20 protein-coding genes are annotated in these 18,042 nt (G+C 49.0%); 18 read left to right on the top strand and 2 right to left on the bottom strand.

Features of this window, described 5'->3' with window-relative positions:
- The first annotated feature begins 18 nt into the window (after positions 1–18).
- From trpD to NCCP2331_RS00040, 13 genes are all read left to right on the top strand, one after another.
- Positions 19–1,050 carry an anthranilate phosphoribosyltransferase gene (trpD, locus tag NCCP2331_RS00100; RefSeq protein ID WP_376776783.1) on the top strand — a complete coding sequence of 344 codons (1,032 nt, stop codon included), beginning with the start codon at positions 19–21 and terminating at the stop codon, positions 1,048–1,050.
- Entirely contained in the window at positions 1,047–1,835 is a 789-nt protein-coding gene (trpC, locus tag NCCP2331_RS00095; RefSeq protein WP_153722491.1) for an indole-3-glycerol phosphate synthase TrpC, read from the top strand. Before trpD ends, trpC begins: the two co-directional genes overlap by 4 nt.
- Entirely contained in the window at positions 1,832–2,467 is a 636-nt protein-coding gene (locus NCCP2331_RS00090) for a phosphoribosylanthranilate isomerase (RefSeq protein ID WP_153722492.1), read from the top strand. The genes trpC and NCCP2331_RS00090 overlap by 4 nt, the downstream gene beginning before the upstream one ends.
- On the top strand, positions 2,448–3,641 hold the full coding sequence (trpB, locus tag NCCP2331_RS00085; protein ID WP_153722493.1) for a tryptophan synthase subunit beta: 1,194 nt from the start codon (positions 2,448–2,450) through the stop codon (positions 3,639–3,641). The genes NCCP2331_RS00090 and trpB overlap by 20 nt, the downstream gene beginning before the upstream one ends.
- Complete coding sequence (gene trpA / locus NCCP2331_RS00080; protein ID WP_153722494.1) at positions 3,638–4,429, top strand: tryptophan synthase subunit alpha; 792 nt, start codon at positions 3,638–3,640, stop codon at positions 4,427–4,429. The genes trpB and trpA overlap by 4 nt, the downstream gene beginning before the upstream one ends.
- A 294-nt stretch (positions 4,430–4,723) precedes the next feature.
- Positions 4,724–5,746 carry an ABC transporter ATP-binding protein gene (locus NCCP2331_RS00075; RefSeq protein ID WP_153722495.1) on the top strand — a complete coding sequence of 341 codons (1,023 nt, stop codon included), beginning with the start codon at positions 4,724–4,726 and terminating at the stop codon, positions 5,744–5,746.
- Positions 5,724–6,632 carry an ATP-binding cassette domain-containing protein gene (locus NCCP2331_RS00070; protein WP_153722496.1) on the top strand — a complete coding sequence of 303 codons (909 nt, stop codon included), beginning with the start codon at positions 5,724–5,726 and terminating at the stop codon, positions 6,630–6,632. Before NCCP2331_RS00075 ends, NCCP2331_RS00070 begins: the two co-directional genes overlap by 23 nt.
- 17 nt (positions 6,633–6,649) lie before the next feature.
- A complete protein-coding gene (opp4B, locus tag NCCP2331_RS00065; RefSeq protein WP_153722497.1) occupies positions 6,650–7,618 on the top strand; it encodes an oligopeptide ABC transporter permease in 969 nt (322 codons plus the stop codon).
- A 13-nt stretch (positions 7,619–7,631) separates the two neighbouring features.
- Positions 7,632–8,531 carry an ABC transporter permease gene (locus NCCP2331_RS00060; protein WP_251667737.1) on the top strand — a complete coding sequence of 300 codons (900 nt, stop codon included), beginning with the start codon at positions 7,632–7,634 and terminating at the stop codon, positions 8,529–8,531.
- Between the two features lie 16 nt (positions 8,532–8,547).
- A complete protein-coding gene (gene opp4A / locus NCCP2331_RS00055) occupies positions 8,548–10,290 on the top strand; it encodes an oligopeptide ABC transporter substrate-binding protein (protein WP_153722499.1) in 1,743 nt (580 codons plus the stop codon).
- 244 nt (positions 10,291–10,534) lie between these two features.
- A complete protein-coding gene (locus NCCP2331_RS00050; RefSeq protein ID WP_251667937.1) occupies positions 10,535–11,464 on the top strand; it encodes a S66 peptidase family protein in 930 nt (309 codons plus the stop codon).
- Positions 11,465–12,574, top strand: coding sequence for a mandelate racemase/muconate lactonizing enzyme family protein (locus tag NCCP2331_RS00045; protein ID WP_251667735.1), 1,110 nt, complete (start codon positions 11,465–11,467; stop codon positions 12,572–12,574).
- Positions 12,567–13,457 (top strand): C40 family peptidase, encoded by an 891-nt coding sequence (locus NCCP2331_RS00040; protein WP_251667732.1) that lies wholly within the window; start codon positions 12,567–12,569, stop codon positions 13,455–13,457. The genes NCCP2331_RS00045 and NCCP2331_RS00040 overlap by 8 nt, the downstream gene beginning before the upstream one ends.
- On the opposite strand, the gene NCCP2331_RS00035 is transcribed toward NCCP2331_RS00040, so the two are convergent.
- Positions 13,454–13,927 carry an immunoglobulin-like domain-containing protein gene (locus tag NCCP2331_RS00035; protein WP_251667730.1) on the bottom strand — a complete coding sequence of 158 codons (474 nt, stop codon included), beginning with the start codon at positions 13,925–13,927 and terminating at the stop codon, positions 13,454–13,456. The two genes, NCCP2331_RS00040 and NCCP2331_RS00035, sit on opposite strands and share 4 nt — an antisense overlap.
- A gap of 125 nt (positions 13,928–14,052) precedes the next feature.
- On the opposite strand from NCCP2331_RS00035, the gene NCCP2331_RS00030 reads away from it, so the two are divergent.
- The 5 genes from NCCP2331_RS00030 to NCCP2331_RS00010 all read left to right on the top strand — a co-directional run bounded on the left by NCCP2331_RS00030 (position 14,053) and on the right by NCCP2331_RS00010 (position 17,667).
- Positions 14,053–14,532, top strand: coding sequence for an acyl-CoA thioesterase (locus NCCP2331_RS00030; protein WP_251667728.1), 480 nt, complete (start codon positions 14,053–14,055; stop codon positions 14,530–14,532).
- A gap of 493 nt (positions 14,533–15,025) precedes the next feature.
- A complete protein-coding gene (locus tag NCCP2331_RS00025; RefSeq protein WP_251667726.1) occupies positions 15,026–15,814 on the top strand; it encodes a hypothetical protein in 789 nt (262 codons plus the stop codon).
- 2 nt (positions 15,815–15,816) lie between these two features.
- A complete protein-coding gene (locus NCCP2331_RS00020) occupies positions 15,817–16,611 on the top strand; it encodes a hypothetical protein (protein WP_251667724.1) in 795 nt (264 codons plus the stop codon).
- A gap of 2 nt (positions 16,612–16,613) precedes the next feature.
- Positions 16,614–16,982: a GntR family transcriptional regulator gene (locus NCCP2331_RS00015; RefSeq protein ID WP_251667723.1), complete on the top strand. Its 369-nt coding sequence runs from the start codon at positions 16,614–16,616 to the stop codon at positions 16,980–16,982.
- Positions 16,975–17,667, top strand: a complete 693-nt coding sequence (locus NCCP2331_RS00010) for an ABC transporter ATP-binding protein (protein WP_251667721.1) — start codon at positions 16,975–16,977, stop codon at positions 17,665–17,667. Before NCCP2331_RS00015 ends, NCCP2331_RS00010 begins: the two co-directional genes overlap by 8 nt.
- Before the next feature lie 168 nt (positions 17,668–17,835).
- Here the strand turns inward: NCCP2331_RS00010 and NCCP2331_RS00005 are convergent.
- A partial coding sequence (locus NCCP2331_RS00005) for a hypothetical protein (RefSeq protein ID WP_251667719.1) occupies positions 17,836–18,042 on the bottom strand: 207 nt, incomplete at its 5' end.

The following is an 18,042-nucleotide window of genomic DNA, read 5'->3' as shown; positions in this document are numbered from 1 at the left end:
AGATGAGGAGAGATGAGCATGGAGAAGTTTTTGAGCATAGTAGAGAAACAGCGTCACTTGATGTATGAAGAAATGAGAGAAGCAGCCGAACTGCTTTTTAATGAACAGACAGATGAGGACCAAATTATTACGTTTTTAACGGCTCTTTCGCAAAAAGGAGAAACTTCACATGAAGTCGCAGCCCTTGCAGCCGTTATGAAGTCCTATGCAAATGAATTCACGCCGGCAGCAGCACGCTATCTGGACAACTGCGGTACGGGCGGGGACGGAGTCAATACATTCAATATCAGCACAACAGCCTCATTTGTCCTCGCGGGGGCAGGCGTGCAGGTGGCAAAGCACGGAAACCGTAAAATTTCGAGTGCGGCAGGCAGCCAGGACGTGCTGGATGCACTCGGCATTCATACGGATTTTCAGATAGCTGATATGCAGAATCTGCTGGAACAGGAAGGAATCGCATTTTTATTTGCACCTGCCATCCATCCGAGAATGAAACGGATTGGCGCCATTCGCAATAAAATCGGCAAGCCGACGATTTTCAACTTGGTCGGCCCCCTGACGAATCCGGTAGCATTGGAAACACAGTTCACGGGCATCAACCGTCCCGACTTCATTATGGAGTACGCATCTGTGCTACGGATGCTTGGACGGAAGCGGGCGATTGTCGTCAGCGGAGCAGGCGGCATGGATGAAGCATCTCTTGCCGGGCAGAATGAATTTGTACTATTGGATCATGGTGATTTAATTCCGTTTTCATTGACGGCGGATGATGTAGGTCTGGATTACGCGCCGCTGTCTGCGATCAGGGGCGGGGATGCGCTAGAAAATGCAGCGATGGCGCGTGCGATACTGAATGGAGAGCGAGGGCCAAAGTTTGACACGGTTGTATTGAATGCGGGTATCGGACTGTTTGCGAATGGTCAGGTGAAGACGATACAAGAAGGTGTCAAACGGGCAACTGATAGTATTTTATCAGGTAGAGCATTAGAAAAATTAAACGCTGTGGTCGCGTTCAGCGAATCAATTCAGCAGAAGGCGGTTGTCCAATGACGATTTTAGATAAAATTCTAGTGCAAAAAAAAATAGAGGTAGAGCAGCTGCTGGCAAAGGATGCAACATTTCCGGAGCGTGCAATTACACGGCCGTCTCTTTATAAATCCCTGCAGACTGCAAAACAGCTGCAAGTGATTTCAGAGATAAAGCGGGCGTCTCCTTCAAAAGGTCTGATTGCAGAAGGCGCAAATCCCGTCAGACAGGCTTCGGCTTATTACAAAGCAGGCGCCGCATGTATTTCTGTTCTGACGGATAAAGAATTTTTCCAAGGTTCATTCGATGATCTGGCGGCTGTTGCAGATGTGGTGCCAATTCCTTTATTATGCAAAGACTTCATGATTCATGAAATTCAGATTGACCAGGCAAAAAGTGCAGGTGCTTCGGTAATTTTGCTGATAGCGGCGGCTCTAGACGATCAGACGCTTGGAAGACTGTATACGTATGCGAACAGGCTCGGATTGGATGTATTGGTGGAAGTGCATGATACGGAAGAGTTGCAGCGTGCGCTGGCGATTGATGCGAAAATTATTGGCGTCAATAACCGGGATCTGCATACATTTGAAGTGGATCTGGTGCAGACAGAGCGGATTGCGAAAGAGTTTCCATTCGATGAAGAGCGGGTTTTGATCAGTGAAAGCGGCATTTGGAATGCTGAAGATGCAGAGCGTGCTGCAGAGGCCGGCGCAAGTGCAGTGCTGGTCGGAGAATCGTTGATGCGCAGTGATTCTGTGAAGGAAGCATTGCAGGCGCTGCAAGTGGATAAGCCGGTAGTTCGTTCATGACAAAAGTGAAGATTTGCGGACTGATGAAAGCAGAGCATGTGAAAGCGGCGGTGGATGCCGGAGCTGATGCAATCGGTTTTGTCTTCGCTCCGAGCCGCAGGGAAGTATCGATTCAACAGGCGCAGAAGCTTGCTGCCATTATTCCTGATGCTGTCTTGAAGATCGGTGTATTCGTGGATGCATCAAAGGAAGAGTTGCAGCGGACATTCAAGGAAGTGCCGCTAGATTATATTCAGTATCACGGGGAGGAGTCGCCGGAATTCATTCGGGAAGTTGGTTTGCCGTCTATCAAGGCGCTTGCCATTCAGAATGAAGAAGATGCGAAACGGGCGGCTGTTTACGACGTGGATTACTATTTATTTGATACCCCCGGGATAGAGTACAAAGGCGGCAGCGGCAAGACGTTCGACTGGTCACTGCTTGAAGATGCCGGTGTGCCGCTCGCGAAGACGATTTTAGCAGGCGGACTGCATGCAGAAAATGTGCAGGAGGCAATCAGACAGGTTCAGCCGTTTATGGTCGATGTATCGAGCGGCGTGGAGATTGATAAACAAAAAGACAGTGAACGTATTCGGACGTTTATTCATAGAGCGAAGGGCAGGAGTGATCAGGATGCAGACAGCAGAAACTAAAGGACGTTACGGCAGATTCGGCGGACAATTTGTTCCGGAAACGCTGATGACGGCATTGCAGGAGTTAGAAACAGCATACGAAGAAGCACAGAAGGATCCGGCCTTTACAGAAGAATTGGATTATTATCTGAAAGACTTCGTCGGGCGGGAAAATCCATTATTTTTAGCAGAGCGTCTGACAAAGCATGCAGGCGGTGCAAAAATTTATTTGAAGCGTGAGGACCTGAACCATACGGGCGCCCATAAAATCAATAATTCATTGGGGCAGGCACTTCTTGCGATTCGTATGGGCAAGAAGAAAATCGTTGCAGAAACTGGTGCCGGCCAGCACGGAGTGGCTACGGCAACAGCCTGCGCGCTGCTCGGTCTTGAATGTGTCGTATTCATGGGGAAAGAGGATATCCGCCGTCAGGAATTGAATGTTTTCCGCATGGAGCTGCTCGGAACGAAGGTTGTTTCGGTGGATAAAGGATCAGGCACACTGAAGGACGCAGTGAATGAAGCACTGCGCTATTGGGTTGCTAATGTGGAAGATACGCATTATATTTTGGGCTCAGCACTCGGTCCGCATCCATTTCCGCAGATTGTGCGTGATTTCCAATGCGTAATCGGCAATGAAACGAAGAAACAGCTTCAGGAGAAAGAAGGACGTCTTCCTGATGCAGTCGTTGCATGTGTCGGCGGAGGCAGTAATGCAATCGGCATGTTCCATCCTTTTGTTGCAGATGAAAGTGTCAAAATGTACGGTGTCGAGGCGGCGGGCAGCGGAATTTCCACTGGAAAACACGCGGCAGCCGTACCGGGCAAGCAAGAAGGCGTGCTGCACGGCGCGTATATGTATGTGCTGCAGGACGAAGATGGTTTCATTCAGGAAGCACATTCTATCTCAGCAGGTCTGGATTATCCTGCAATCGGCCCTGAACATTGCCATTTAGACGATATCGGACGTGTGCAGTACGATTCTGTCACAGATGAGCAAGCCCTTGAAGCGCTGCAGCTGCTGTCACGCACGGAAGGCATCATTCCTGCTATTGAAAGTGCGCATGCTGTCTATTATGCAGTACAGCTTGCGAAACAAATGAAAGAAGACGAACTGCTCGTCATCTGTTTATCAGGACGCGGCGATAAAGATGTGGCTGCGGTGCGCGACGCGTTGGGAGGCCGGGGGAAATGACGAAATCACGAGTGAAACAAGCTATTTTAGAGTGTAATGAACAAGGAGACAAAGCATTCGTACCATATATCATGGCTGGAGACGGTGGGCTGGAGACATTGAAAAAGACCATTTTATTTTTACAGGAGGCAGGTGCCACGGCAATTGAAGTCGGTATTCCATTTTCAGATCCCGTTGCGGACGGAGAAGTAATCCAGCAGGCGGGCGAACGTGCGCTGGCAGAAGGCGTGACACTGCGCAAAGTGATGAACGAACTGGCTTCATTTAAGGAAGAAGTGACAGTTCCGCTCGTCATCATGACGTATTTAAATCCTGTGCTGAGTTACGGATTGGATAAAATTGCGGCGGATTGCGAGAACAGCGGTGTCTACGGACTGATCATACCGGATTTGCCGCTGGAAGAAAGCGGACTGCTGAAAGAAGCGTTGAAAAATTCGGAAGTCGCACTCGTTCAGCTGATTTCACTGACAAGTCCGGCTGCGCGGATCAAAGCGATTGCGGAAGCGGCGGAAGGTTTCATTTATGCAGTCACAGTGAACGGCATTACAGGCGTGCGGAATTCATTCAATGAAGGTTTGGAAGAACATCTGCAGAAGCTGAAAGAAGCAAGCTCGGTACCTGTATTGGCAGGCTTCGGAATTTCCACTCCTGAACAGGTGCAGACACTCGGTGCTTTGGCTGACGGCGTCATTGTCGGCAGCGCAATTGTAACGGCTCTGCATGAGAATGACTTGCCGAAAATCAATACTTTAATCGCTGCATCGAAAAATCAAGTATCTCAAATATAATGGCAGACCGGACGACTGGTGAACTTCAGTTGTTCGGTTTTTTCTGTGCAATGGATCAGCCGCGCGCGAAAAAGGCCTTCTGGCGCGCCAAACGTAAAGCCCTTTTTGCCGCTCCAAACTAACGCCTCGCCGCGCGAAACCACTACCTCACCGAACCAATCCCATTTCGCATCGCAAGAAATTCATTGTCCATCGCAACAAACTGTCCATAAAACCCAAATTGTGCATAACTATTTAATTCGCATGCATAATTTTCCCGGAACTATTCACACTATCCGCAAAGGAGCTGATGAGATGGAGGATAACTTGCTGACTATCCACAATCTCCGGACATCTTTTCGAATTAACGGCAGGTTTCATCGAGCAGTTGACGGAATATCGTTAACTATCCACAGAAATGAAGTGCTCGCCATCGTCGGTGAATCGGGCTGTGGGAAAAGTGCACTCGCGCTGTCGATTATGGGCTTGCATCCGCCAGATCAGTCAGCAGTGGAAGGTTCCATCGATTTTCAGGGACGGAACCTATTGCAGCTGTCCACTTCAGAACTCAATCAAATCCGAGGGAAAAAACTCGCGATGATTTTTCAAGATCCGATGACCGCCCTGCATCCATTGTGGAAAGTGGGACGGCAAATAGAAGAACCGATGAAATACCATTCAATGTTATCCACAAAACAGAGAAGACAGCGAACTCTTGAATTGTTGAAACTTGTAGGAATTCAAAAATATAAACAAGTCTATCAACAGTATCCCCACGAACTGTCAGGCGGTATGCGGCAGCGGATTTTAATAGCCATCGCATTAGCCTGCGATCCGGTTTTGCTCGTTGCAGATGAACCGACGACGGCGCTTGATGTGACAGTGCAGGCGCAGATTCTTGAGCTGATGAAAGAACTGCAGCGGCAATCGCAAACTGGTATTTTATTGATTACCCATGATTTGGGCGTGGTAGCGGAAATGGCGGATCGGGTGGCGGTCATGTATGCCGGAGAGATTGTGGAGCTGGCGCCGGCCGAAGAGCTGTTCCGTCATCCGCGTCACCCTTATACACAATCGCTGTTTCATTCACTCCCTTCATCTAATGAAAGGAAGCAGAAACTGCATGCAATAGAGGGAATCGTGCCTGCCATTGAAAATCTGGAGCGGGCCGGCTGCCGTTTTGCGCCGCGTATTCCGTGGATTGCCGAGAAAGGACATGATGCAGAACCGGTGCTACAGGAAATTGCACCCGGCCATTTCGTGCGCTGCAGCTGCTATCAACATTTCTATTTACCGGATGGAAAGGAAGAAAAAGATGTCTCTGCTGCAGCTACGTGATGTGTCCGTTCATTATACAAAGACCGGCAGTTTTTTCAAACGCAAGAGCGCTGTCATTCCTGTCATTGCCCAATTGAGCCTTGAACTCCGGCCAGGCGAAATATACGGGCTGGTTGGTGAATCAGGTTGCGGGAAGTCAACAGCAGCAAAAGCGATCATTGGTTTACATCAACTGTCAGCAGGTCAAATCTTTTTCAATGGAGAAGACTTGTCGCAGCTCACCCGAAAGGCGCGAAAGCAGCAAATGAAAGAAATTCAAATGATCTTCCAGGATCCTTATTCTTCGTTGAATCCGAGAAAAAATGTCTGGAATATTATTGCGGAACCACTGCGTAATTTCGAAAAGCTCTCTAAGGCAGATGAATTGAAGAAGGTACAGAAACTTTTACAGCGGGTTGGTTTGAATGAAGAGTCGGTTTATCAGTATCCGCACCAGTTTTCAGGCGGTCAGCGACAGCGTATCGGTATTGCGCGTGCAATGGCTCTGCAGCCGCAGCTATTAATTGCCGACGAGCCGGTATCGGCGCTCGATGTCTCCGTGCAGGCGCAAGTATTGAATTTCATGAAAGAAATTCAAGAAGAGTTTCGGCTGACGATGCTGTTTATTTCACATGATTTAGGAGTGGTCCGCCACCTGTGCGATCGGATTGGCATCATGTATAGGGGAAGTGTAGTGGAAGAAGGAACTGTTGAGGATATTTTCAGACGTCCGCAGCATCTCTACACAAAACGGCTGCTCGCTGCCATGCCGGAAATGGATCCCGAAAAAAGACAGCACAAGATCAAACAGCGCCTGCAAATTAATGAAGAATTTGATCGGCTGGCGGATACGTTTCTTGACGCTGAGTTGCAGCAGATCTCGGACACGCACTGGGCGCGGCTGTGAAGTAAGGAGGCAAAGGCATGCTGACATTTATTATAAAAAGGACCGTCTTGATGATTCCGCAGCTGCTGCTATTGAGTATCCTCATATTCTTTTTGGCAAAACAGATGCCCGGGGATGCGGTGACGGGAGCATTTATGGGAAAACCGAATGTGTCGGCGGAACAGATGGAGAAAATCAGAGAGCAGCACGGCTTGAATGATCCGTGGATTGTGCAGTACGGACGCTGGATCCGGGATGCGCTTCACGGTGATCTGGGTCAGTCTTTTGTGCATAAACAGCCGGTTACACAACTGCTGGCAGGGCGGATCGAAAATACAATCTGGCTCTCTGTCGCAACATTGGCCGTGACCTACAGTCTTGCGATACCGCTTGGGATGATCGCGGGCAGGTGGACAAGAAGCTGGGCGGATCAGCTGATCGTCACCTATAACTATATTTCATTTGCCACCCCGGTCTTCGTATTTGCCTTGTTGATGCTCTATGTCTTTGGCTTCCTGCTGAATTGGTTTCCAAGCGGCGGCAGTGTCGATATTCGGATCACGGAGGGAACGCCGGAGTATGTTTTAGATAAGCTGAAACACTTAGTGCTGCCTGTGCTGTCCGGTTCCTTGCTGCTGACGTATTCAACTGTGCAGTACTTACGCAATGAAATGATTGATACGAAAATGAAGGATTTCGTGAAGACGGCACGGGCAAAAGGAGTGCCTGAGAACGCGGTATACCGGAATCATATATTGCGTCATTCCATTTTTCCTATCGCTGCGTTTTTAGGCTATGAGATCACTGGGCTGATTGCAGGATCGGTGTTTATCGAGACAATTTTCAGCTATCCGGGGCTGGGGAGACTTTTCATTGATTCTATAATGACGCGTGATTTTACAGTAGTGACTGCACTCGTCCTCATCTCGGGAGCGGCGGTCATTGTCGGAACGATGCTGTCTGACATTATCTTGCGCATCGCAGACCCGCGGATTCGTTTCGGATGAAGGAGGGGAGCATATGATGATCAGTTTGAATAAAGGAGTACAGCATAAAAGTTCAGGTCATTCTTCTTTTTTGTCGAAGATACTGGCAGAGATCCGTCAAGATCGGATGGCCTATGTGTCGGCGGTCATACTGATCTTTATTATGGCCATCGCGTATCTTTCTCCTCTCTTTCTTTCGATAGACCGTGTGAACCGTATTGAACTTTCCCAAATCTACCATCCTCCTTCCGCTACACACTGGCTCGGTACCGATGACGGCGGCAGAGATGTTTTCGGTCAGCTGCTGCTCGGTGCGCGGAATTCCCTGACGATCGGCATATGCGTTACGCTGCTGTCCAGTTTCTATGGATTGACAATTGGTCTCATTGCCGGGTATTACGGCGGATGGGCCGATCAAATTATCAGCCGCATACTGGATTTCCTAATGATTTTACCATCGCTAATGATTATTATCGTTTTCGTCGTGCTGGTGCCGAATTACACTGTCTATCATTTCATTTTCATTATGAGTATTTTCGCCTGGTTCGGCAAAGCGCGGCTTATTCGGTCAAGAGGGCTGGCAGAGCGGGAAATGGATTATATCAGTGCTTCCAAAACACTAGGTACGCCGGATTGGAAGATTATGCTGTTTGAGATGCTGCCGAATTTGAGCTCGCTCATTATTGTCAATATGACGCTGACACTCGCTGGCAATATAGGCTTGGAAACAGGTCTGACGTTTCTCGGGTTCGGCCTGCCGTCCGGTACGCCTTCGCTCGGTACATTGATTGCCCTGGCGAAAAATCCTGATATCGTCCAAAACAAATGGTGGGTCTGGCTGCCGGCTGCTTTGCTGATTTTAGTCATTATGCTGTGCATTAATTATATCGGCCAGGCGGTGAAACGGGCCGCAGATGCAAGACAGCGGGTTTAATAAGGGGGAGAAGAATTTGCGCGAAAAATTGCTGTTAATAATCAGTTTTGGGATAATGCTCGCGGGATGCAGTGCGGTGCAGCCGCAAGCACAGGAAGCTGGATCGCTCACTTTTCCTTTAGAAGTATCCAATCAAAGTGAGCCGGTAGAAGACGGTGAGATGGTCGTCGCACTGGTCAGTTCAGATCCGTTTGAAGGGACTTTGAGCCGGGCATTTTACAGCGGTTCATTCGATGCCGAAATCATGAACTGGTTTGACGAATCACTGCTTTCAACAGACAGTGATTTCGAAATTTCCAATGAAGGCGCGGCATCATTCACTTTGTCTGAAGACCGACGAACGATTACACTGCGGATTAAAGACGGCGTTAATTGGCATGACGGGGAACCGGTGAAGGCGAGTGATCTGCTGTATGCCTATGAGCTGATCGGTCATCCTGATTATTCCGGCGAACGTTACACATTTATGATTGAAAACGTGGCAGGCATGGAGGATTATCATGCGGGAAAGACCAAAGAAATTTCCGGGATACAGGTGCAGGATGACCAGACAATCAGCGTCACGTTCAAAACTGCCTCACCTTCTATCCTGTCGGGTTTCTGGTCGTCGCCCGTGCCTCGACATCATACGGGTGACGTCACAAACGGCGAGCTGACAATGAAAGAATTAGAGTCATCGGGAAAAATACGCGTCACGCCGATTGGTTACGGTCCTTATAAAATCGTCAAGATCGTGCCCGGCGAGTCCGTTTTATTGGAACGTAATGAAAACTACTGGAGAGGTAGGCCGCAACTTCAATCTGTTGTGCTGAAGACCGTGAATGAGGCAATTGTAACAGAGTCATTGAAAAGAGGAGACATCGATATAGCCAGAATCCCGGCAGATCAGACGGAAGCCGTGCAGAGGCTTGGCAATATTGAACTGCTGGGAGATGTCGATCTGGCCTACACCTATATCGGCTTTAAATTGGGCAATTGGGATGAAAAGAAAAAGGAAAATCGTATGGATCCCAAATCAAAACTTGCGAACAAATTAGTGCGGCAGGCAATGTGGCATGCGCTGGATAATGAATCTGTAGGAAAGTACGTCTATCACGGCCTGCGTTTTCCGGCGTCCACATTAATTGTTCCGGTTTTTGAAACATATCATGACAAAAAAAATGCCGGCCGTCCGTATGACCCGGAAAAAGCCAGAGCCCTGCTCGATGAAGCAGGCTATCTTGACGTGAACGGCGATGGTTTCCGGGAAGATCCGGACGGCCAGCCGTTCACTTTGCGTTTTGCTTCCATGGCGGGAGGAGACGCGGCGGAGCCTATTGCCATGTACTATATACAAAATTGGGCGGATGTCGGGCTGAAGGTGGAACTGACGGACGGCCGCTTGCATGATTTCAATGCATTTTATGATCTGGTGAAATCAGATGACCCGAAAGTGGATATTTTTCAAGGGGCCTGGGGGGCAGGATCTGACCCGGATCCGTCCGGTCTTTATGGACGCAGCGCGATGTTTAATTATTCGCGGTATGTAAGCGGAAAGAATGATGAGCTGCTCGAGGCGGGAACTTCTGAAGCGGCATTTGATTCGCAGAAACGGCGTGAAATCTATAACGAATGGCAGGCTTTGATGGCAGAAGACGTACCGCTTGCCCCGACACTGTATCGCTATGAGATTCTGGGTGTGAATAAACGTGTTGTGAATTATTCCATTGATCCAAAGTCGGAGAACAGCCGTGTTTGGAAATGGGGTGTTTCGGAATGAAGGCGTTTATTGGCAGATGATCATACACAGCGGCCGCATGCTCATTGAAACCGCAGCAGCGCTCATAGCCGGCATGTACGTGATCATAGCCTCACGCTGCATGCTCATACAGCAACCCGCCGTGATCATAACCACCTCCCGTGCGCTCATAGCACCTCAAAAACCGCGGCTTCCGCATAGATGAAGCCGGCGGTTTTATCTGCGTTCCGCAATGAATATGATAGAGTAGGACACAGAAAGGGTGATGACTAGTATGATCTGTCCTAATCGTTTAGTAAAAGGTGATGTAATTGGAATTGTGGCGCCGGCGAGTCCCGTGGCACGGGCAGACGTGGAACGTTCGTTTTCATTTTTGGAACAGCTCGGTCTTCGATATAAAATCGGGCAGTCTGTCTATAAAAAGAATGGCTATTTGGCAGGTACCGACGAGGAGCGTCTTGCTGATCTGCATGAAATGTTCCGCGATTCCGAAGTGAAAGGAATTCTGTGCGCTGGCGGCGGATATGGTTCAGCTCGCTTTGCAGATCGTCTGGACATGGAATTGATCCATGAAAATCCGAAAGTGTTCTGGGGATTCAGCGATATTACGTATTTGCACACAGCGATTCGTCAAGGTGCAGGTCTGGTGACATTCCATGGGCCGATGCTTGCTTCCTGTGTGGCAAAGGATGAATTCCATGAACTATCCGGGAAGATGTTCAGCCAGCTGTTTGAGCCTGTAGAAGTGCATTATACAGAAGCGATTTCGCCGCTTGAAGCACTGAGCGCAGGCATAGCAGAAGGAGAAGTAGTCGGCGGCAACTTAACGCAGCTCGCGAACAGCCTTGGCAGTGAATTTGAAATCGAGACGAATCAAAAATTACTGTTCATTGAGGATGTCGGAGAAGAGCCTTACAAGATCGACCGCCTGCTGAATCAGCTGCGTCTGGCGGGCAAGCTGCGTGAAGCATCGGGGGTCATTATCGGTGATTTTGCAAAAGCAGAACCTTCCAATCCAGAGAAATCGCTGTCGCTTGACGAGGTGTTTGCCCACTATTTCAAAGATCTGGGCAAACCTGTCGTAAAGGGCTTCCAAATAGGACACTGCGAACCGCATATTGCCATCCCGCTCGGTGTCAAAGGACGTCTGAATGCGAATGAAAGGACACTCACTATCTTACCGGGAGTGGAATGAATGAACATCCGCACCGTCGAAACATTTGTGGTGCAGTCAAAGCTTAAGAAACCGTTTGTCACGGCATTGCGGACTGTTTTCAATGTGCAGTCGATCATCGTAAAAATGACAACGGAAAGCGGGTTGACCGGCTGGGGAGAGGCCGTGCCGGCGCATGTGATCACCGGTGAAACTGTCGGAAGTATCCGCTATGCCATTGAACGGGTGCTCGCACCGGTTTTAATAGGAGAAAACGTGGTAAGGCGTGAAGTGCTGTTTGAAAAAGTTCAGCGTTCATTGCTTGGCAATTCGAGTGCGAAAGCAGCAGTTGATATGGCCGTTCACGACATTTTCGCGCAGCACTGCGGGTTGCCGCTGATGCAGATGCTCGGGGGATACAGCGACCGTTTGACGACCGATTTGACGGTCAGCGCGGGCGCTCCGAAAGAAATGGTGAAAGAAGCAGCAGAACATACGGCAAAGGGATTCTCTGTACTGAAGATAAAAATCGGTACAGGGAATTTTCAGGAAGAGCGCGTAAGAATCCGGACCATCCGGCAAGAAGTCGGGCCCGATATTGTGCTTCGGCTGGACGCCAATCAAGGTTGGAAACCGAAAGAAGCAATCCGGGTCATCCGGCAGTTTGAAGATGACGGCTTGGATATCGAGCTGGTCGAGCAGCCCGTTGCAGCGAATGATCTCGAAGGATTGCGTGAAGTGACCATGCATACGGAGACGTTAATTATGGCAGACGAATCACTGTTTTCGATAGGTGATGCGAGAAAACTGCTGGAAATGCGAGCTGCCGATTTGCTGAATATTAAATTGATGAAGTCGGGGGGAATCCACGAAGCGTTGAAGATTAATGCAATGGCGCAAAGCTACGGAGTGGAATGCATGGCGGGCAGCATGATGGAGACGGCTGTCGGTGTCACAGCAGCTGCTCATTTTGCAGCGAGCCAGCCAAATATAACGCGTACGGATTTAGATGCGCCGCTTTTATTGGCGGGTGTATTTGATTGCGGAGGGATTGTTTATAAAGGTTCCGTCATGGAGTTTGCGGGCGGACTGGGATTAGGATTTGATTCGGAACGCATGAAGCAATGGGTTAAGGAATATGCAAATGAATGAAAATTGGGTATGCGCGGTCAGTGTCGCAACCGTCTGGACCGATCCGGATGCACCGCGGCTCGTCGATCTGCCTGCGCTTCAGCAGCCAGTCCAACTGGAGAAGTGGTTTGGACAGCTGATGTTTGAAGATCGCCTCGCGCTGAGTGAAGAAAATCGGATTCAGACACAGCTATTATACGGCGAGCCGGTCATTGTGGAAGAAGTCATGGAGGATTGGGCGAAAATAATTGCCAGCGGACAGCCTTCGTCGAAAGATCCACGCGGCTATCCTGGCTGGGTGCCGCTTGTGCAATTGTCTCAGCGCTGTGCTTCGTATACGAGAGGCCATGTGCGAGTGACTGTTCCAAAGGCCTGGCTGAACGATGAAACAGGTCAGCGTTTTATGCAAGTTTCATTCAATACGGTTTTTCCGGTCAGCAGACGTCAGGGCGATCAGTTCCGCGTATGGACACCGCATGGATGGAAATTAATCCGTACGCGAGACGTGAATCAAATTGAAGAAAATGAAAGCGGCAGGCCACTTGAAAAAGGCAGAAAGTTTTTGGGACTGCCGTATGTATGGGGCGGCATGTCGGGATGGGGTTTTGACTGCTCGGGAATCGTCCACCAGCTGTGGAAATCCTGCGGTGTACTGTTGCCGCGAGATGCGGCGGACCAGGCGGAGACCGGACTTCCGATTTCGCTGAAACAGGAAGATTGGCGGAAAGGCGACCTGCTGTTCTTTCGGGAAACGCAGGACGGACCTGTCAGCCATGTGGCGATGTATGCCGGTGGAGGGCAGATAATGCATGCGCCGGCGACGGGAAGGAATGTGGAGCAGATTCCGCTTGCCGGCTCAGCATACCGTCAGAAACTCTGCAGCGTGCGGCGAATCCAAAACTAATATACGGTAAACGGTACAGCGACAGTTATTTCATGGTAAGGACTGCGCTGGGTAATCGTTTTGACGAGCCGGTATTTGCGGGGATACAGTGTAACGCCCAAGTCCTCGACGGAAAATTCCTGGGCCATTTCACTGTGCGCTCCCAGCGGAATCCCGCCGTCGCGGTAATGCGGATCGAGCAGGAACACGGCATCCGAGTACGTGATGATATACCACTGTGCCTGTTTGTAAAACTCTAAATGATAGAACGGCCCGATTTCATAGGGATCATCTGTGTTGTTCCGGACAATTGTTGGAATCACAGCCGGTGACCCTTCAAACTCGTCCTGTATCAATGCCAATGAAATCCCTTCCGACTGGGCAGGCAGTAATTGGTCAGGTACAGGTTCCGCCAGTGTTTTTACTGATTCGGCATTGTCACAGCCAGAGAGGATTAGCAACATACAACTAAGCATCATCCACTTTTTCATCGTTCTCACCTCCGTTATATTATAAATCCGCCGCATACAATCAGCCTTGATTTGAATCAATAATGAATGAAATACACAACTTTTCCGCTATACTAAGGAAAAGAACATGTAAGGGAGCTGTCGCAATGTCTGCAGAAAAGTCGATGAGTGAATCCAGAACGATTCAAAGTAAGTTAGTTCTGCCGCCTGATACCAACCATATCCAATCTATATTCGGAGGAAAGGTTCTCGCCTATATTGATGAAATTGCGGCGATCTGTGCGATGAAGCATGCTGGGACGATGGCGGCGGTGACGGCTTCGATTGATTCGGTCGATTTCGTCTCGCCTGCCATGCTCGGAGAAATGATTGAACTCGAAGCTGTCGTCACGTCTGTCGGGCGCACGTCTATGGAAGTGTTTGTTTCAGTTCATTCGAAAAATCTCGTGACAGGGGAAACGAAGCTGACGACGGAATCTTTCTGTACGATGGTCGCCGTCGATGACACGAACCGGCCGGTGCCTGTGCCGAAAGTTTTTCCGGAGTCGGAAGTGGAGCGTAGGCTGTTTGATTCGGCGCCGGCCAGGAGGGAATTGCGTCAGCAGCGCCGTTTGATGAAACATTGATGGTAAGATGCGGGACTGTTAGAGAAGTCATGTTACGTGACTTTTCTGGCAGTCTCTTTTTTTTGCCTGGCCAGCACGTTGTCTGACGTGGCTGAAAGCGGCTCTATGATCACGCACGGGGTTGTTATGATCATATTCGCGGGGCGTATGATCATGTGCGGATGCTGAATGAGCGGATGGCGGGACGGTATGAGCGCACGGCGGGAGTTTATGATCGCAAACCTGTGTTCAATGATCATTCTGCCGAATATTACGCTGCTGTTCTACTCTGGCCGCCGGTTTGGTGCGGTGAAACATGTGAAATGTGCGGCAGAACAGATTTTACGCGCGTTGCCGGCCAGGTTTGGTTCGGTCAGCCACTTTTTTCGTGCGGATGGAGACTGTTTTTGCGCGTTCCACCGCTTTTTCGCGCGCAAGGCAATATCACCACTTGCCAAACTTTATCATACAGTGTACTATGTAACTAATACACTAGAGAGAAGGAGGCGGAAAGATGATGACGGTGTGGAAAGGGCTTTGGAAAAAGGAATGGCTGATGATGAAAGATTGGCTCTACGCCACGGCAGTGATGGCGGTTTTATTGGTCATCGTTGTGGCGGCTGGATTATCATTTCTCGTGGAAGGAAAACTAGAGATGTCCTTCATGTTGGGGATTTCATTGATGATGTGGATATTGATCGCTGTATGCGTACCTGTCACCTTACTTTTGAACAGTTTATCGAGTGAATGGAAACGACCGGATGTCTGGCTGCATTCACCTCAGTCGGTCTATCAATTGTTCGGAAGCAAAGTATTGTTTGCAGTTGTAATGGGATTGATTATTATGCTGGTGCCAGGGACTACGCTTGCTGTATACGCATCCGTTACCGAAGCTTTCATAGGTGGATCAGGAGTGGCGGAGTTCATTCGTATGATTTATGCTTTCACTTCCTCCCTTTTCTTAGGGGCAGCCGGATTCATGCTTGTCGGTTTATTCTTAGCCGTTGTCTATCGGATGATCAAGTCGTATGCCCGTCGAGGAACCATATTCATCTGGCTTGGTGTTTTATTTGTTTCAATGTGGCTGTTGCAATTTATTTTGAAATCTGAGCTATACCAAAAACTAGCTCATCTTGGTCAATTGCCGGGTGCTTTTAATTCAAAGAATATACAGGTCGGAAATTTTTATTACGCCTTGAATTTTGAAACACTGTATGCCGGACAAATTTTATTAGTAATTGTGTTCCTGGCGTTTCTCTTCTTTTCTTCCGCCTGGCTGTTTGAAAGGAAAGTGAGGCTATGAATATGAGTGCAGCTTGGCGCGGGTTGTTCCGCAAAGAATGGGTGCTGCTGAAAGGGCTTACGATATGGATTGTTGTGCTGAATGTACTCGTTATTTTAGCGATGCCTTCTGCAATTGCTAATTGGGTGGGAATTTCTGGAGTTCTGTATGAACACACACATATCGTAGCGGGAACTTGGTTTGCATTTTATATCTTTTCGGGTGTCGGTATTTTGTTTTACAGTCTGGCGAAAGAAATGAATACTCCAGAAATTTGGCTTCATTCGCCGAGAACGATGCTTCAGTTAGCGGGTGCTAAAGGACTGTTCGCAGCATTCATTGCCATCATTACGCTGTTCTTCGGTGGCATGCTGGCGGGCATCGCACTTTTTATCCTGAGTGATGGGTCAATGGCGTCTGTATGGCAGGAAGTACTGGCGCTTGTCAGTGTGCTGCTTGCCATCTCGTTAAAACTGAGTTTCATGATGGCGGTCGGTTTTTTCTTCTGGTGTCTGTATCAGGTCATCCGGTTCCGTACGCGTTTCTTTGCGGTTCCGCTGACGGTTATGCTCTTCTTCTTAGCCTTGACGATAGGGGAAATGCTTCGAGTCAACAATTTCTTCGACTGGCTGCGCAAGTTGCTGCCGATAAAACTAACCAATGAACCATTTTACAATGAACAGACGAGTTACTTTTTCACAGGACTTGTGCCGAACGGGATCGTGTTCTCTGTCGGCAGTCTGTTGTTTTATGTAGTCCTTATCTATGCGTTGTTCGCAGCGGGATCGCGGTTGTTTGAAAAGAAAGTGAGGTTGTGACGATGAGCATGGAATTCCTTCCGGATAAACCGATATACCAGCAGCTCGTCGATCATATTATCGGTGAAATTATCCGCGGCGCACTCGCAACGGGGGAGAAACTGCCGTCTGTCCGTGACTATGCCGTGTCAGTCGGTGTCAATGCGAATACGATGCAGCGGGTCTATAAGGAACTGGAGCAAATGAAAATTACGGAAACGAGAAGGGGGCAGGGATCATTCGTGACGGACAATATAGAGCGGATTCAGGAACTTCGGGAAGAAATGAAGGAGCAGCAAGTACAGTCGTTCATTCAGAATGTCGAAGCACTGGGCTTTACGACACATGAAATGGTCAGCTATCTGCAGAAACGGGGTGGCAGTGATGATTAAATTGCAAGCAGTCTCAAAACGCTATGGATTTAAGCAGGCGCTCGATGGTGTAACGCTTTCATTGCCTAAAGGGAAAATCGTCGGGCTTGTCGGTGAAAATGGCAGCGGGAAAACCACGCTGCTGAAACTGATGGCGGGCTTGCTGTCGCCGAACACGGGCGTGGCGGCGCTCGACGGTCAGGTGATTACCAGACGCGTAGCGGCAACAGTTGCCTATATGCCGGATACTGATTTGTTTTATCCATATTTTACGATCAGCCAGTTGTTTGATTTTTATGATTCGCAATTTGAGGATTTTCAAATAAAGAAGGCACGGGAGATTGCGGAATTTCTGGATCTTTCATTGGGCACGAAAATCAGCACGCTGTCCAAAGGCAATCGCGGCCGTGTCAAAATTGCTGTTACACTGGGACGGGATGCGGACTATTATTTGCTGGATGAACCATTTTCAGGGCTGGATCCGATGGTGCGCGAGGATATTGCGAAAGGGCTGATCCGCTTTACTGATACGGAGCGGCAGACGATTGTGATGTCCACGCATGAACTAAAGGAAGTAGAGCCGTTGCTCGATGAACTGATTGTCCTGAAGGGCGGGCAGGTACTGGCGCATAAAACGATTGATGAAATCCGCAGCAGCTGCGGAATGGATGCGACGTCCTGGCTGGTGTCTCTTTTCCGGTCATAAAGTAAAAATAGCAGCGTATGAAAAGGCGGGTACCCTTTCATACGCTGCTATTTATTATTAGTTATTGCTGCTGAACGTACGGACTAAGCCGAGTACTGTTCCACCGAGAATAAACGCGAACAATGCATACATGATGTAGATGAACCACATGAATATCCACTCCTTTAATCAGTATCCTGCCTCCCATTGTACCACCCCGGCAGACGCGTTGCAATGGCGTTTGCCGGCCAACTGTGTCAGCTGTGAGACCGGGGGCGCAGAGGGATCTCTGGGTAAATAGACTGCTATTTCAGTGAATACCTGCCCCGTAACTCCTGAATCCGGCAATAATTGAAACTGTTTTACTTTGCGGTACGTAATCATTTCAATGAAGGT

It is taken from the genome of Sporosarcina sp. NCCP-2331, assembly GCF_023707945.1.
Lineage (GTDB): Bacteria > Bacillota > Bacilli > Bacillales_A > Planococcaceae > Sporosarcina > Sporosarcina cascadiensis.
Note: the sequence above shows the minus strand (reverse complement) of the source record. Positions and strands in the feature narration are given on the sequence as shown.